The sequence below is a fragment of the Bacillus oleivorans genome, from assembly GCF_900207585.1.
In the GTDB taxonomy this organism is placed as follows: domain Bacteria; phylum Bacillota; class Bacilli; order Bacillales; family JC228; genus Bacillus_BF; species Bacillus_BF oleivorans.
This window is the reverse complement of the sequence record NZ_OAOP01000001.1, coordinates 356,589-371,808: the sequence shown is the minus strand read 5'-3', so window position 1 is coordinate 371,808 and position 15,220 is coordinate 356,589. Positions and strand designations below refer to the sequence as shown.

At 39.8% G+C, this 15,220-nt stretch carries 18 protein-coding genes; 6 read left to right on the top strand and 12 right to left on the bottom strand.

Annotated elements, in window-relative coordinates:
- Window positions 1–55: 55 nt before the first annotated feature.
- Window positions 56–712: an HAD family hydrolase gene (locus tag CRO56_RS01765; protein WP_097156872.1), complete on the bottom strand. Its 657-nt coding sequence runs from the start codon at window positions 710–712 to the stop codon at window positions 56–58.
- Between the two features lie 359 nt (window positions 713–1,071).
- Complete coding sequence (locus tag CRO56_RS01760; RefSeq protein WP_097156871.1) at window positions 1,072–1,506, bottom strand: RrF2 family transcriptional regulator; 435 nt, start codon at window positions 1,504–1,506, stop codon at window positions 1,072–1,074.
- Window positions 1,507–1,763: 257 nt separating this feature from the next.
- Between CRO56_RS01760 and spxA the strand changes: the two genes are divergently transcribed.
- The 4 genes from spxA to lipA all read left to right on the top strand — a co-directional run bounded on the left by spxA (window position 1,764) and on the right by lipA (window position 5,791).
- Entirely contained in the window at window positions 1,764–2,159 is a 396-nt protein-coding gene (spxA, locus tag CRO56_RS01755) for a transcriptional regulator SpxA (protein ID WP_097156870.1), read from the top strand.
- A gap of 261 nt (window positions 2,160–2,420) precedes the next feature.
- A complete protein-coding gene (gene hmpA / locus CRO56_RS01750; RefSeq protein WP_097156869.1) occupies window positions 2,421–3,650 on the top strand; it encodes an NO-inducible flavohemoprotein in 1,230 nt (409 codons plus the stop codon).
- 370 nt (window positions 3,651–4,020) lie between these two features.
- Window positions 4,021–4,854 carry a lipoate--protein ligase family protein gene (locus CRO56_RS01745; protein ID WP_097156868.1) on the top strand — a complete coding sequence of 278 codons (834 nt, stop codon included), beginning with the start codon at window positions 4,021–4,023 and terminating at the stop codon, window positions 4,852–4,854.
- Window positions 4,847–5,791, top strand: coding sequence for a lipoyl synthase (gene lipA, locus CRO56_RS01740; RefSeq protein WP_097156867.1), 945 nt, complete (start codon window positions 4,847–4,849; stop codon window positions 5,789–5,791). The genes CRO56_RS01745 and lipA overlap by 8 nt, the downstream gene beginning before the upstream one ends.
- A 271-nt stretch (window positions 5,792–6,062) precedes the next feature.
- Here lipA and CRO56_RS01730 read toward each other — a convergent pair whose 3' ends face one another.
- On the bottom strand, window positions 6,063–6,449 hold the full coding sequence (locus CRO56_RS01730; RefSeq protein ID WP_097156865.1) for a hypothetical protein: 387 nt from the start codon (window positions 6,447–6,449) through the stop codon (window positions 6,063–6,065).
- A gap of 348 nt (window positions 6,450–6,797) precedes the next feature.
- Here CRO56_RS01730 and CRO56_RS01725 point away from each other — a divergent pair, with 348 nt between their 5' ends.
- Together CRO56_RS01725 and CRO56_RS01720 are read left to right on the top strand one after the other, a co-directional pair.
- Window positions 6,798–7,220, top strand: coding sequence for an NUDIX hydrolase (locus CRO56_RS01725; RefSeq protein WP_097156864.1), 423 nt, complete (start codon window positions 6,798–6,800; stop codon window positions 7,218–7,220).
- Between the two features lie 186 nt (window positions 7,221–7,406).
- The gene (locus CRO56_RS01720) at window positions 7,407–7,730 is read left to right on the top strand and encodes a helix-turn-helix domain-containing protein (RefSeq protein WP_179714135.1); all 324 of its coding nucleotides are present in this window, start codon (window positions 7,407–7,409) and stop codon (window positions 7,728–7,730) included.
- Window positions 7,731–7,786: 56 nt separating this feature from the next.
- On the opposite strand, the gene CRO56_RS01715 is transcribed toward CRO56_RS01720, so the two are convergent.
- From CRO56_RS01715 to CRO56_RS01675, 9 genes are all read right to left on the bottom strand, one after another.
- A complete protein-coding gene (locus CRO56_RS01715; RefSeq protein WP_097156862.1) occupies window positions 7,787–8,836 on the bottom strand; it encodes a M42 family metallopeptidase in 1,050 nt (349 codons plus the stop codon).
- A gap of 339 nt (window positions 8,837–9,175) precedes the next feature.
- Window positions 9,176–9,496 carry a hypothetical protein gene (locus CRO56_RS01710; RefSeq protein WP_142305171.1) on the bottom strand — a complete coding sequence of 107 codons (321 nt, stop codon included), beginning with the start codon at window positions 9,494–9,496 and terminating at the stop codon, window positions 9,176–9,178.
- Window positions 9,497–9,813: 317 nt separating this feature from the next.
- Window positions 9,814–10,803: a nuclease-related domain-containing protein gene (locus tag CRO56_RS01705; RefSeq protein WP_097156860.1), complete on the bottom strand. Its 990-nt coding sequence runs from the start codon at window positions 10,801–10,803 to the stop codon at window positions 9,814–9,816.
- A gap of 378 nt (window positions 10,804–11,181) precedes the next feature.
- Window positions 11,182–12,081 carry a DMT family transporter gene (locus tag CRO56_RS01700; protein ID WP_097156859.1) on the bottom strand — a complete coding sequence of 300 codons (900 nt, stop codon included), beginning with the start codon at window positions 12,079–12,081 and terminating at the stop codon, window positions 11,182–11,184.
- Window positions 12,082–12,104: 23 nt separating this feature from the next.
- Window positions 12,105–12,353, bottom strand: a complete 249-nt coding sequence (locus tag CRO56_RS01695; protein WP_097156858.1) for a hypothetical protein — start codon at window positions 12,351–12,353, stop codon at window positions 12,105–12,107.
- Window positions 12,354–12,439: 86 nt separating this feature from the next.
- A complete protein-coding gene (fabZ, locus tag CRO56_RS01690) occupies window positions 12,440–12,874 on the bottom strand; it encodes a 3-hydroxyacyl-ACP dehydratase FabZ (RefSeq protein ID WP_097156857.1) in 435 nt (144 codons plus the stop codon).
- A gap of 16 nt (window positions 12,875–12,890) precedes the next feature.
- Complete coding sequence (locus CRO56_RS01685) at window positions 12,891–13,184, bottom strand: DNA-directed RNA polymerase subunit beta (RefSeq protein WP_097156856.1); 294 nt, start codon at window positions 13,182–13,184, stop codon at window positions 12,891–12,893.
- Between the two features lie 57 nt (window positions 13,185–13,241).
- Entirely contained in the window at window positions 13,242–14,081 is an 840-nt protein-coding gene (locus tag CRO56_RS01680; protein WP_097156855.1) for a flagellar hook-basal body protein, read from the bottom strand.
- 34 nt (window positions 14,082–14,115) lie between these two features.
- On the bottom strand, window positions 14,116–14,946 hold the full coding sequence (locus CRO56_RS01675) for a flagellar hook-basal body protein (protein WP_097156854.1): 831 nt from the start codon (window positions 14,944–14,946) through the stop codon (window positions 14,116–14,118).
- Window positions 14,947–15,220: the final 274 nt, after the last annotated feature.

The window sequence follows — 15,220 nt, the reverse complement described above, 5'->3', positions numbered from 1 at the left end:
AGAGCAGTATGAACAGTGGGAAGGATCCCCACCGTTTACATAAGTCTCGTTTGGTTTAAGAAACATGTGTGAATTTTACCTGTAAGAGATGAAAGAGCTTGTGCGGTTCCGTTAGAATGTATTTAGCTCCGTGTTCGAGCAGTTTGGCCGCTTCGCCTTCTCCCCAGGTGGCGCCGACTCCTGTAATTCCTGCATTCTTAGCAGCTTTCATATCTGACCATTGGTCACCGATAAACAGACATTTGTTCTGGTCAACCCCGCCCATCAGGTCCATAATCGCATGGATTGGCTCAGCGTCTGGTTTCGGATTTTTCACATCGTCGACACAAACAAATTCTTGGAAGAATGGGAGCAGACCGGTTGACTCCATTTCTGCTTTTACATATTTTCCTATTTTCGAAGAAACAATCCCGAGTTTATAATCCTGATCGTGCAGGCTCTGGATCAATGGGATGACTCCTTCATACGGCTTGCAGAGATGAGAAAGACTTTCGTAGTTTTTGAAAAAGGTAGTAAGAAAGGATGCTTTCTTGTCTGGCAGCCACTGGTCTAACACGCGCTCGAGCGGTTTCCCCACTAGGTAGGCTCGCTCTGCTGGAGTAAGCGGGCGATCCTGATGGTCCATAAAACTCGTTTCAAAAGCATTGACATACACTGACTCACTGTCGTGCAGCGTTCCATCTAAATCAAATAAGATTACTCGTTTTCCCATTCCTTTCGCCCTTCCTCTCTTTTTTTGGGTAAATTTTTTCTATCCTATCACAAAAGTTGGGGTTTGTTAAGGGGAAAATTTTATAGAGTAACGGTGGTTGGGTCGGCTGGGTTTTGGTAAATAGGTGGGTTGAGTTTGGTTAAATGGGGCTGAGTTCGGTTAAATGACTCTGAGTTCGGTAATTCGATGGCTAAGTTCGGTTAAACAGGTCCTGAGTTCGGTTAAATGACTCTGAGTTCGGTTAAAAATGTTAAGTTCGATAAATCGGGGTATGGTTTATGCAAAATGAGTCTGTTTTTTGTTAATAGATTAATTTTTATATAAAAAAAGGCTACTTGTCAGTAACCTTTTCATCTATGCTATTCACTTTTCATTAAAAGTGTTTGCAGATAGGAGCGATTTTGGGTTAAATCTGCTAACGTGTACTCGTCTAACACCTCGAAAAAGGCCTGCAGTGCTTTGCCGAGGACTCCTCTTAAGTGGCAGATATCAGCCAGTACACATGCTCCTGTGTCAAAGCATTCTACCACATGAAAATCCTCTTCTGTATGGCGGACAACCTCGCCAACATTGATATCCTTAGGATCCTTTGCTAAACGCAGTCCCCCATTGCGGCCGCGGATGGTCTCGACAAATCCCCATTTTCCCAGCTGGTGGGTTACCTTCATTAAATGGTTTTTAGAGATTCCGTAAGCATCTGCAATTTGCTGGATGCTGCTCAGTTCATCTTTAGGGGCGGTTGCTAAAAACATGAGCACTCGCAACGAGTAATCGGAAAACTGTGTCAGTCTCATTGTTTCCTCCTTATAAGGGGAAGTATATTCTATAAGTTTACTACAGGTTGCTGGAAAAATATATGTGCGATGCTTGGCGTTTATAGTTTGTTGAGGTACATAAATTCAGACTATTGACATTGGATTTCTACGGGTATATAATTGTCTCGAATTCTAGATTTACTATTTTGAGGCTTATGGACTATTTCCGATAAGACTGAGAAGATTTAGAATGAAAAATGGGATTTTACTACTTTTTAGTTAGGGGTGTTATCATTATGGTAATTTTATATACATCACCAAGCTGTACATCATGCCGCAAAGCCAAAGCATGGCTGGAAGAGCATGAAGTTGATTATATTGAAAGAAACATCTTCTCTCAGCCGCTTACAATTAATGAAATTAAAGAAATACTGCGCATGACAGAAGATGGAACAGAAGAAATTATTTCAACAAAATCTAAGGCTTTCCAAAAGCTTAATGTAGACATCGACACGCTTCCGCTTAAGGAATTATATCAATTAATTCATGATAACCCATCTATGCTGCGCAGACCGATCATCATGGATGAAAAAAGATTAAATGTTGGGTATAACGAAGATGAGATTCGCAGATTCCTGCCTCGTAAAATTCGTGAATACGAGCGTTATGAATTTTTGAAGATGGTCGACTAATCATTCCTTTAGGTTTTCCCTACCATAGTTTATATATCGAGGATCCTTTAGAGCATTTTATTGTTCAAAAAGGATCCTTTTTTTGAAACAGAGGGACGGTTCTTGCGTTTCATGAAACGCAAGAACCGTCCCTCTGTTTCATTCACAAAATTGCCAAGAAGATTTGTCGGATTTGTTAAAGATGTATTTGTTATATATCTTTTAATCGAGATTCATGTAAAGATATATTTGTAATACATCTTTTACAAGAGGTGACCTGATATGTTAAGTCAAAAAACGATTGATATTGTGAAGTCTACGGTTCCAGTGTTAGAGGAACATGGGACAAAAATTACGAAGAGATTCTATCAAATGATGTTTGAAAACCACCCTGAATTATTGAATATTTTTAATCATGCGAACCAACGGAAAGGCAGACAGCAAACCGCTTTAGCGAATACGGTATATGTAGCGGCTGTTTACATTGACCGTTTAGAAGAAATTATTCCGGTTGTGAAACAAATTGCTCATAAACATAGAAGTCTTGGGGTTAAACCGGAGCATTATCCAATTGTCGGCGAAAACCTGCTTGCGGCGATCAAGGATGTTTTTGGCGATGCGGCTACTGATGAAATTATTAATGCGTGGGCTGAGGCTTATGGAGTGATTGCGGATGCCTTTATCGGTGTGGAAAAAGAAATGTATGACGCGGCTGGCTGGGATGATTTTATTCCATTTTCAGTTGTTCAAAAAGTTAAAGAAAGTGACGAGATTACATCTTTCTACTTAAAACCAGTTGATAATCGTGCACTGCCAAGCTTTATCCCCGGACAATATATCAGTTTAAAATTAGATCAGATTCCTGGGGAAGAATATACCCATATTCGTCAGTACAGCTTATCTGACGTACCTGGCAGAGACTACTACCGGATTAGCGTGAAGCGTGAAAAGGACGGCTTTCATCCAGATGGTGTCGTTACGAACTTTTTACATGACCAAATCAATGAGGGTGACCAGCTGTTAGCAAGTGCACCAGCCGGTGATTTTACGATTGAAATAGACTCTAACGATCCAATTGTTCTCCTAGCTGGAGGAGTCGGAACAACTCCTTTAATGAGTATGATGAATCACGTACTCGAGACTCAGCCGGAGCGTGAAATCGTGATGGTTCAGGCCGTTCGCAACGGTCAGGTTCATGCATTCCGTGAAGATATTTTAGCGAAAAACTTAAACCATCCGACACTTCAGTATTATGCTTGCTATAGTGCGCCTACTGATGAGGATAAGCAAGAAGGACGTTTCCATAAAGAGGGCTTTGTAACAAAAGAATGGTTAGATGAAATTGTACCAAATGTGGCAAAAAGTCAGTTTTACTTCTGCGGTCCTGTTAGCTTTATGAAGCATATCTATGCTACTCTCAAGGAAATGGGAGTGTCTGAGAATCAAATCCACTTTGAGTTCTTTGGACCTTCTATGAGTATTCAGCAGCCAGAAGAAGTTTTGGCCAACTAATAAATTAAGTAGGAGGGGGTGACAGACCCCCTCCCTACTCCACTCAATCAATTAAAATACTAATGTGCTTCTGTAAGGTAATGTCCCCCCGATTTTTATGCTATCCGGTAATTTTCTTCTTTGGTAATCGAGAAAACAATACTCGTCACATGTTTTTTTTGAATAATCTCAAATAATTCTTCTTTTTTAAAACCAACCATAAATCAAAAACCTTCCACTTATTTAATTTGATTTTCAAACTAAAATTAAACAAATCTTTCCGTTCCGACAAATAGTCTAAAGGACCTTTATAAAAGGTGACATTTGCGTTATTGTTTTAATTGGGTTGAAAATTAAACCCTTTGTCTTTTATCACAAAGGAGGAAAGCAAATGGAACAGCAGTGGGGATTTCTACATACTGATGCAATGTCGGCAGCCATGAATATGGCGTTAGACGAAGCATTGCTTCAGTGGAATAGTAATGGACTCATTCCTCCAACGTTACGTTTTTATAGTTGGAAAAATCCAAGTCTATCACTTGGATACTTTCAGGATCTTTCAACGATTCATTTAGAAGCAATTAAACGAAACAAATGTGAAATCGTACGTCGCATGACAGGCGGCAGTGCAGTGCTTCATGACGATGAACTCACTTACAGTATTGTAATCAGTGAGAATCATCCGGATATCCCTTCTTCTATTAGAGAAGCCTATCTGAAACTTTCAAAAGGCTTACTCTTAGGGTATAAACAACTTGGAATTGATGTAGACTACTCCAACCAATTAAAGAGGGATCAATCGAGTGCTGTTTGTTTTGAGCGGCCAGCCTTTTATGAACTTGTTTATGAAGGGAAAAAAGTATCTGGAAATGCTCAGATCCGAAAAAAAGGAACTTTATTGCAGCATGGATCGATTCCGATTTCCATGAATGTTGATTTGCTTTTTGATCTTTTCAACTTTCCCAATGAATCCATCCGTCAAAATAAAAAAGGGAAATTCCATCAAAAAGCAACTGCCATTAGAGAAATTAAGCAAGAAGATGTGAGTTTAGAACGTGTGGAAGCCGCTTTTCTGGAAGGTTTTAAAGAAGGGCTTGGAATCAATCCAATTCCTTTTGAACTGTCGCAAGCACAATGGGAAGAAGTAGAGAAAATTGCAAAAAAATATGAGGATCAACATCATCAGGCCGTACAAAACGCTAAAGAGGTGATCAGAAATGACTAAGCAAACAGAATATGTGAGGAAACCAGAATGGCTTAAAACCAAAATTAATACAAACCAATCTTTTACCGGTTTAAAAAAATTAATGCGAGAAAAACGTCTCAACACTGTTTGTGAAGAAGCGCGTTGCCCAAACATCCATGAGTGCTGGAGTGAACGAAAAACCGCAACATTTATGATTCTTGGCGACATTTGTACGAGGGCATGCCGTTTCTGTGCCGTTAAAACGGGGATGCCAACAGAGCTAGACTGGGGTGAACCAGAACGTGTTGCTGATTCAGTTCAAATTATGGGGTTAAAGCATGTTGTCGTAACTGCTGTTGCCCGTGATGATTTAAATGATGGCGGTGCAGCCGTATTTGCGGAAACGGTTCGCGCGATTCGCCGAAAAAATCCGGGATGTACGATTGAAGTCCTGCCTTCAGACATGAAAGGTGATTATGAAAGTCTACATACATTGATGGACAGTAAGCCTGATATCTTTAACCATAATATCGAAACCGTTCGCAGACTAACAAAACGTGTACGTGCGAAAGCGACTTATGAACGTTCTCTAGAATTATTGAAGCGAGTGAAAGAGATTTCGCCAGATACACCAACCAAATCCAGTATTATGGTTGGTTTAGGCGAAACAAAAGAAGAAATCCTGCAGGCAATGGATGACCTACTGGCTCACAATGTCGATATCATGACGATCGGTCAGTATTTACAGCCGACGAAACAACACTTGCCTGTCGAGCGCTACTATCATCCAGATGAATTTAAAGAATTAAAAGAAATCGCACTAGAAAAAGGTTTCCGTCATTGTGAATCTGGCCCATTAGTGAGATCCTCTTACCATGCTGATGAACAAGTCTCAAATTCTGCAATCCAACGCAGAATTACATACATGAAAGGTTACGAAAAACAGGAAAATAAAGAAGTTGATTTTAATTTTTAAAACGAAAGCTCCCCAAGCCTGGTGCCTGGGAGCTTTTTTACTGGGGATGTCCCCTCTATTTACTAGTGAAGCGGCTTGTGATTATGGTCATCGTCCGGATCAAAGCCCCATTCACTTTGCTGATGAAGCTCGTCTATGTAGAGCTTTTTTTGCGATAGTTCTATGATGTAGTCGAGGTCTTGCTTCGTATAGCCTCTATCTACCAGTTCCTCGTCGAACGCCGTGTGATACAGAAGAGCTGCGTAGCGAAAATCTTTTTCAGAAGCAGGCTTTAGCTGTTCTGTTTTTTTTTAAGCGTTTCAATCCAATATTTCGCTTCGAGCTTGCATGAGTAGTCAATTTCTCGGCCGAGTTGTTTCTCAAGCTCTTCCATTTCCTTCATTTGTTCTTCCGACGGTTCCTCAGACAGAATTTTTTCTAACGTTTCATTGATTTTATCCGCCAAAAACTGGTGGAATTCTGGAGAGGATTTCACCTCATGGCTCAATTTATCATACCAGGATGCATGATTTTCAATGTAGATCCGCCATTCCTTCACAAATTCAGGCAAGCTATACAATTTGTCGCTCCACCCGATGTTTGCCATATATTGCTCAAATGCAGTCGTGATGGATCTGGTTATACTTATTTTTACTCCTGGTGTAAGTTCACTTTTCATGTTCGAGAAATGACCCCCTACAAATTCATCAATCACATATACATTATTTTACCTTATCATAAATTTTTCGACTTGCCAAAGAAAAACTTGTAATATTACGTCAATTTATATCGAAACCTGTCATATTTGAAACGGAGGGACGGTTCTTTTGTTTCATTCTCATTTCTGAGACGCAAGAACCGTCCCTTTGTTGCGCTTTTGAAACGCAAGAACCGTCCCCCTGTTCCGATCCATTTTTTGTTTTTAGCGTTTGCTTCTGGGGGGAAGTTATTCGGAAAAATACGGGATGTGTATTTTTGGAAAAAGGACGGGCTGTTATAATAAATAGAAAAAGATAAAGGTGCAAAGATGATACGTGAAAACAAAATCTTAGTGGTCGTAAAAGGGGTCATTGTAAATGAGGGCAAGGTTTTACTTGTAAAGCGTGCAGAGGAAGAGGAAGTTGGCGGCGGAACTTGGGAATGTGCTAGCGGGAAAATTGAATTTGGAGAAGATCTGGAAACAGCCCTCGTACGAGAAGTTCAGGAGGAAACAGGGTTACGTGTTACAGTTGAGAGAATTTTATATGCCACCACCTTTCACCCAAATCCAACTAAACAAGTTGTGATGCTATCCTATTTATGCAGCAGTAATAGCAAGATTGTCACCCTATCAAAGGAACATACTGATTCACGCTGGTGTTCGAAGGATGAGATGAACCTTTTGCTGACTCCCAAAATCATCAAGGAATTTGAAAACCATGATGTGTTTGCTTTAGATCAATTGATTTAAAACGAAGGGACGGTTCTTGCGTTTCATGAAACGCAAGAACCGTCCCTCTGTTTCTCTTTTGTTATTTAAAAAGAACAGATCTAATATTAAATGCAGCAATTTTTCGCTATAAATATTACATTATTGATATTTACAAATTACAATATGTTCTTTATAATGAACGTAAATCCAATGGGGAGTGATAAAATGGTCGGAGAAGTTATTCGTTATTACCGCCAGAAGCATCGGATGATGCTCACAGATATTGCTGAAATAACTGGTTTATCGTCGAATTATTTATACGACATTGAAAATAATATTGTACAAAATCCACCGCTTGAAATTCTCTCCAAAATTGCGTATACACTTAATATAAGTATTGATATGCTAAATGAATGCCTTACTAAAAATTCAATAAAAAAAATAGATCAAGAATGGATGTATCTTCTTAATCAGGCTATTCAATACGGAGTTAATAAAACTGATTTATTATCTTTAATTTTAGATAAAATGAAAAAAGGACAAGCTTAGATTGCTATAAATGAAGACACCGTTTCAGATTAAACTGAAACGGTGTCAATTGCTTTTTATAAAATCATTTTAGATTGCAAGTAATGGTAGATCAGCTTTGTTGTATTTTCAATAGAAGATTTATGGGTTCTCTCATATGCATGAGATGCGTCAATTCCAGGGCCAATAAGACCGTGAACAATATCGTGTCCGGAACGAATCGCGGCCGATGCGTCGGAACCGTAGTATGGATAGATATCTAATTTATAGCCGATTCCATTTTCTTCAGCGATTTCAATTAATTTTTTTCGTAATTGGTAATGATAAGGGCCGCTTGCATCCTTCACACAAATGGATACGGTGTACTCATCTGTCGACTGACCATCACCGATTGCCCCCATATCTACTGCTAAATACTCAACAGTTTCTGGTGTCACGTTTGAGTTCCCACCGTATCCGATTTCTTCATTATTTGAAATTAAGAAGTGAGTTGTATATGGCAGTTCAATGTTATTTTGCTTTAGATGTTTAATTAATTGAAGTAAAATCGAAACACTTGCTTTGTCATCTAGGTGACGCGACTTGATGTATCCACTTTCTGTTGTTTGTACCCGCGGATCAAATGAAACGAAGTCTCCTACCTCGATCCCGAGATTGCGCACATCCTCAATGTTATGTACCACTTCATCGATCCGAACTTCCATGTTTACCTGGTTTCTTTCCGCCTTTTCTGCATCCTTATAAACATGGACCGATGTTTGGTGCATCAGGATGGTTCCCGTATATTTTTTCCCCGATCTTGTTTCGATCTCGCAGTATTCCCCTTCAATTGAGTTATAGCGGAAGCCTCCGATCAAGTCTAACCGAAGACGGCCACTGGGTTTAATTTCTTTCACAATCGCCCCTAAAGTATCAACGTGAGCTGTCAGCATTCGATGCTGTGTGTTGTCTTTGCCCGGCAGTGTCGCGATTAACCCGCCTTTGCGGTTTTTGTAATTCTCTACACCCAATTGGGTTAAAAATTTTTCAACAAATGAAATTACTTCATATGTATTGCCCGAAGGACTCGGGATGGATACAAGCTGCTGCAGCAGTTCAATGGTTTCTTCAGTCTTGGGATATAACATAAAATATAACTCCTTTTTCCTATTTGAAATATTTAGAAATTTTACAGTAATAACTTCTATTATAAGCTAATTTTTACAATAAATGTTGAATTCTTGTCAATTTTTACTACATTTATAATAGAGTAAATAATATGTAAACTAAATAGGAAATATGTCACGTTGATGAAATAATATGGAAGGTGGTGTGGGGGTTTAGGGAGATGGAGGCATCAGAGATGTTTAAATTAGTATGTACTTGATGATGTTAGATATTCAAATAAATAAACTCATCAATCAAAACTCCACAAAATAAAGGACAGATTCTCTTTTAGGGGAGCCTGTCCTTTATCAATTTAGCATTTATTGGTTGTTATCGTCTTCGTTTGGATCAAGTCCTTCTTCGAGTTCATCGACTGGACCCTCACCTTCGATTAGATCATCGCCATTGCCGTTGTTACCATTGGTTCCATTTCCGCCGTTACCATTTCCAACGTTTCCGTTTCCGCCGTTGTTGCCGCCATTACCATTCATATCGTTGTTTCCATTTTCATCGATTACACCATTATCATCCTCGATGACATCATCTTCTGGAGGAGGATTTTGGTCATCGGCAGCACAACCAGCTATAAACATAGCTGCTAAAACAGAACCACTTAAAAGTGTTAAAAGCTTCTTTTTCACTTGATTAGCCCCTTTCATTCATTCTTTTTGGACTTTGACCTCTTGGGTCTCGAATATATATTGCCCAAGTCGAAAAAAATCTTACATGTTTTTTAAATTTTTTTTGTAAAAAAAATACATTTAGGCGTGGCTAGCCACTGTGAAGGAAGCTTCCATGAACAGTGAAAAGGGTTGAGCAGCGCTTACTCCCTCTTTGTTTAGACTTATTTTTATGGTTTAAAACCTTAAATCACCAAGTTGGGAAGAAAGTGGGACAAGCTGTAAAGAAAGACACAGAACATTTACGTTCATGTTAATCTAGGCTGGACTATTTTCCCTTATTTTAATATTTGGGAAGGGGGGAAGCTAAGGGTGTATTGCATTCCTTTCTTTATACCCTTTGTTTTAAAATTCATTGATTTAAGTAAATAACGGATTGTATCAGTGGAGTCACATTTTAAAAACTCTCTGCATTTTAGGTTGGTAGTGGCCGGAGAAATTAAGAGGAAAAAATCGTGAAGTGCGGGTTTGTGGGCATCCTTCGATCGGTGCTTACATTTATCACATTGCCAAGCTCTTTTATACCATGTCATTGGAACTGTATTACATTGGGGGCATCGGACTCCTTTTATAAGGTCTGCATCGTCAAATTTGTAAAATTGTCTGATATCAAATATTAAAGGGGTATCTGCTTTTAACAATTGCTTAGATAATTTTCTTAGATCCTTATCATTTAGGTATTCCTTCTGATACTTTTGCTCGAGTTTATACACTTTTTCTAGTAAATACTCTGAATGTATAATTTTCTCAAACATATCATGTTGATTTCCGCTTGAGTCAAATAAGGTATCTTCATTGGTGTTAACCACTAAGTACTCAATTGGTACTAAAGGAAAACCGTGTTTCGCCATCCATTGAAATAACTGTTTTCTATGTCGTTTCACTTGTTTAAATGGATCATTCATTTTTTGCCTTTCCTTAGTAAGCCTACTTATCCGATAAAATTGATTGTGTTCCTGATCAAAAAACAGGGTTCCTTCAATATTTTTAACTTCAATAATAAGTATAAACTCAGGTAATAGAATAAGATTATCCATTTGAAAAAAATAGCTATCACGGGGTAATCGGATGCCTTGGAAAATCCGAAATTTATCATTAGGCAAAAGTTCTAGATAGTAATCGACTTCTTTTTCGCCTTTATAACCGGCCTTTCCAATATTAATTGAGGATTTTAAAGTGGGTTGTAGATAATGATTTAGGGGTAACCGTCGGCTTAAAGCAATTTCTTTAATTATTTGATCGGGAACTACGCGGTATTTTTCGATCATATCTTCACTCCTTTATTATTTTCCTTTATAAAATTCGCTTATAAAGATTGAAATCCTGTATTTAATGAATAATTTTTTTGATGAGAGGTATTTTTCCTTACTTTTATTAAATCAGCATTTTTTTTAACGAACTCAACACCGTTTTACAGAACTCAGAATCCTTTTACAGAACTCAGCACCTATTTAACCGAACTCAGCATTGGTTTTAGGGAACTCGAGATGGTTTTACCGAACTCAGAACCCGGTTTTCCGAACTCAACTTCATATAATCGTACTCAGTACTCCTGTTACCGAACTCAATCTCGTTTTACCGAACTCATCCCACCCGGGTTTCCGACTAATCCTCGTTTTATCGAAATCAGTAACTTATTGTACCCCTCACTCCCCCATCATAATAAACGCAACCCCCAATAAAACCACAATTGCCGATAAAACTGTCCATCTCGTAATGTTTTCAGCACGCTTCAAGATAATCACACTTAATAAAATGGTAAGAATCGGATCGATCGCTGCGATGGTGGAGACTAGGGATACCTCGAGGAATTGTAAGGCCAGAAAGAACGTTCCGACACCGATTGAGGTGCAAAGCCCGGCCACATAAAAAAGCCAGTTTTCCCGTTTTAAACAGTTTCTTAAAAAAGAGAAAAAATCCCTCACGCCATAGCGGCAAACCTCCTCGACACTCGCAAAAAAGAAAGTAACAACACCACTCATAAAGGCGCCAAAGTAAGGGTCTGGGATATGTTCCATTCCTGGTCCCCGCACCGCTAGTCCTACTCCAAAACAAATTGCACATATAACGGCGACCAGATAGCCATGCCATACGGCGCTTTCCGCTTTTCCGTTCTCCTGAAAGAGAATCACCGCCTGAAGCAGAATCCCAGCAAGGACAATCGCAACCCCAATAGCCGAGTAAAAAGAGATGGTCTCATCAAAGATAAACAAGGCCACAAGGAGAGTAAAGATGGGTGAACTATTTTTAATCGCGGATCCCCGCGAGGGACCGATGTATTGAAAGCTAATATATAATGTTTTTCTTCCTAAATAGGTAGTCAATAAACCGGCCACCAAAAAGAAAAGTAATCCAGCAAAATTAATAGGAGCTGGCTTACTAACGACTAACCGATAAACCATATCAATCAACCCAAACACCGCAAAATTCACAAAGGAAGTAATCCACAAAGAGTAGCGGATCGCGGATTGATCTAATGCGATCTTCGCCACAATGTTTCCCAAAGCAAAGCTAAGGCCGGATAGAAATGCTAATGCAATTCCCATGGTGAACTCATCCTTTCGTTATTTTATATGTACGCTACTTCGAACTGTAACCAACCCTTTTTTACAAAATAAAAAGCGATTCCCTCTTCATTTTGGTTTTGAAGGAATCGCTTTTTATGTTTGCTGATCATTCTTTTTTGAATTTCAATTTTGGTTTTTGTTTTTCGTTCGTGAGTGCTAAACTCCGGCTGCTCTCCTCTTATGATAGTTACATCCCGGCCGGAGTTTCGCAGAATATGTTCACGTTTTTTTCTAGCCTTGCTTTTGGCCATTTTGGTCACCTTCCTTTACATATTTCCTTTTTATTATAAACGAAAAAGGACCCTCTATAACAGAAGATCCTTTATCCTATGTACAATTATGCTTTTTTGTCCCCTAAGGCAAACATAATTTCCACTTCACACGCAACTTCGCCGTCGACAGTTGCAACACCTTTGCCTTTTCCAATAGCACCGCGGAAACGGACCATTTCGACTTCAAGACGAAGCTGGTCTCCCGGCACTACCTGACGCTTGAAGCGGCAGCTGTCAATTCCGGCAAAAAAGGCAAGACGGCCGCGATTTTCTTCGCTTTTTAGCATCGCGACTGCTCCGACCTGAGCCAGTGCTTCAACAATGAGAACGCCTGGCATGACTGCGTACTCTGGAAAATGTCCGTTGAAAAATTCTTCATTGGCTGAGACATTTTTTATCCCGACCGCTCTTTTTCCTTCTTCAACTTCTAAGATGCGGTCAACTAAAAGGAATGGATAACGGTGCGGAATAATTTCTTTAATTTCTTCAATATTTAACATAGAAACCTCCTGTAAATTATGGTGCATTGACAAGATCTATGACATGCTGCCATGTCTCCCATTTTAAGACATCGGTTGGATTTCCTTCCCCAATAACACCATAGCCAACCATGAGACCTGTCATTACACATAATACAATTAAAAGCAGGACAATTAAAACGCGAGCCCATATTGGAATAAGCCGAATCCGTATTCTTCTGACAGAAGTAATATTCTGTCTGACGTCAGCTTTTTCCTGCTTAAGCAGTTTTCTTCGATTCTTCCGTTCTTCTCTGGAGGTCGTTTCTTCCGTTTTTTCTACCATATCCATTCTAAAACTCCTTTAAACAACGTCTTAAAGGTGAATCATCTTCCCTTTTAAAACTTTTTATCGAATCCCGTTAATGAGTCCCATCATTTGATCAGAAAGCGAAATCGCCCGTGACTGGAATTGATAAGACCGCTGGGCTTGTATTAAATCCGTCATTTCAACGCTGAGGTCCACATTTGACTGTTCTAATGCGCCCTGTTGCATCGCAATGTTTTCCCGAAGTGCACCATTCATTGGTGTTAGGATTTCCTCTAATTCTACACCTAATTCAGCAAGATTGTCAGGAAGTGCAATCCTGTTGCCGCCTTGTTGAACCAATGCTTGCGGCCGATTTATCTGAATGACCCCTAAATTCCAGGCTTGGTCCCCATTTTCAGTGGTAACACGGATCTGGCCTGTCGGCGAAACACTTACCTCTGTTGGTGTTCCGTTTACAACAATCGGCGCTTCATTTTCATCTAATACAGGATTCCCTTCACTCGTAACAAGCATCACTTGTGTATCATTAAGCGGTGACCAGTAAAGACTCCCGTCCCGAGTATACTGGATTTCATCCGTATTTTCACCTGGTACGAGGACGGTAAGATACTGCCCTTCTGTTGTAAAAGCTACATCTAATTCGCGTCCGGTCGTAATCATATTGCCTTGTGACATGACCATTTGCGATTGCGCCACTCCAGCTCCCACGCCTTGGCGAATTCCATTTGGCGTATTTCTTCCTACCTCTAGTTCGTCATGAGGCTGGTTGTTAAACTGCTGTGCCAAAAGCTCTGTAAAGGAAGCTTCTCTCCGTTTATATCCATTCGTTTGAACGTTTGCGATATTGTTACTGATTACATCCATCTTTTGCTGAAGCTGCGACATCGTGTTCGCGGCAACGATCATGGAGCGATTCATGCGATCTCCCCCCTATTTATTTGTATGTAAAAACCTATCCGATTTTACCTATTTCATTAACGGCCTTATCCATACTTTTGTCATAGGCCTGCAACACTTTTTGGTTGGCTTCGAATGTACGGTAGCTTGCGAGCAGGTCTGTCATCGCCTTAGCGGAATCAACATTCGAGCGTTCTAATGAACCTTGATATAGATTGAATTCTACTCCTGCTTGTCCGTATGCAAGCGGAAGCTCGCCTTCTTCTAACCGGAATAATCCGTTACCGTCTTTCATTAAGAGTAAAGGATTTTCTGCGTATGAAATACCGAGTCTGTTTACGACTTGTCCATCTACTAATAAAAATCCGGCTTCTGTCACTTGAAAGTCCTGACTATTGACCTGAATCCGTTCTCCTGCATTATTTAACACATAATAACCTTGGGCAGTAGTTAAAAAGCCTTCAGGATCAACAGAAAAATTCCCATTTCTTGTGTAATAGGTATCTCCGCTAGTATGTTCTATATTAAAAAACACCGAACCCGCTTGCCCGTTCACCTCTGGCATCATTGCATTAACAAGAGCCATATCCGTTGGCAGCCCTGTATCTTTTAGAGCTCCCTGGATAAAATCGGGCGTAATCTCCTGCATATAAACTCCGGTATTAATGGCGCCAATTGGATTCTGGGTCAGGACATTAAAACCATTTTGAACTGGAAGCTCCGCTGATCCAATACGATTTAAGAGCATTTCAGGAAAAGCGCGAAGTGAAGCCTGATCAGCTTTATACCCTGGGGTATCGACATTCGCTAAATTGTTCGTTAACATTTCCGTTTTCCGCTGCTGCGAGAGCATCCCCGTCGCCGCTGTATAAAACCCTTTAAACATCGTGTTCACCTCGAACGTTTTTCTGGAATAGCGGAGGTTCCTGGTGCTGATAGATTACTAGTTCATCCGTTCTATTCTTTCTTTCCTACTATTATAGTATATTTTTCCTCATGGAAACAGCCGAAAATCTACCTATTTTGACAAGTTTCGATTTTTTTATTTTATTAGGGTGGATGAATGGCGGGTTTGCGGGGGATATGAGTTGGGATTTTTGGCGGTTTTCGGAGTGTGCGTTCGGGTATTGTGTTGGGTGAGTTCGGTTATCCGCTTCCGC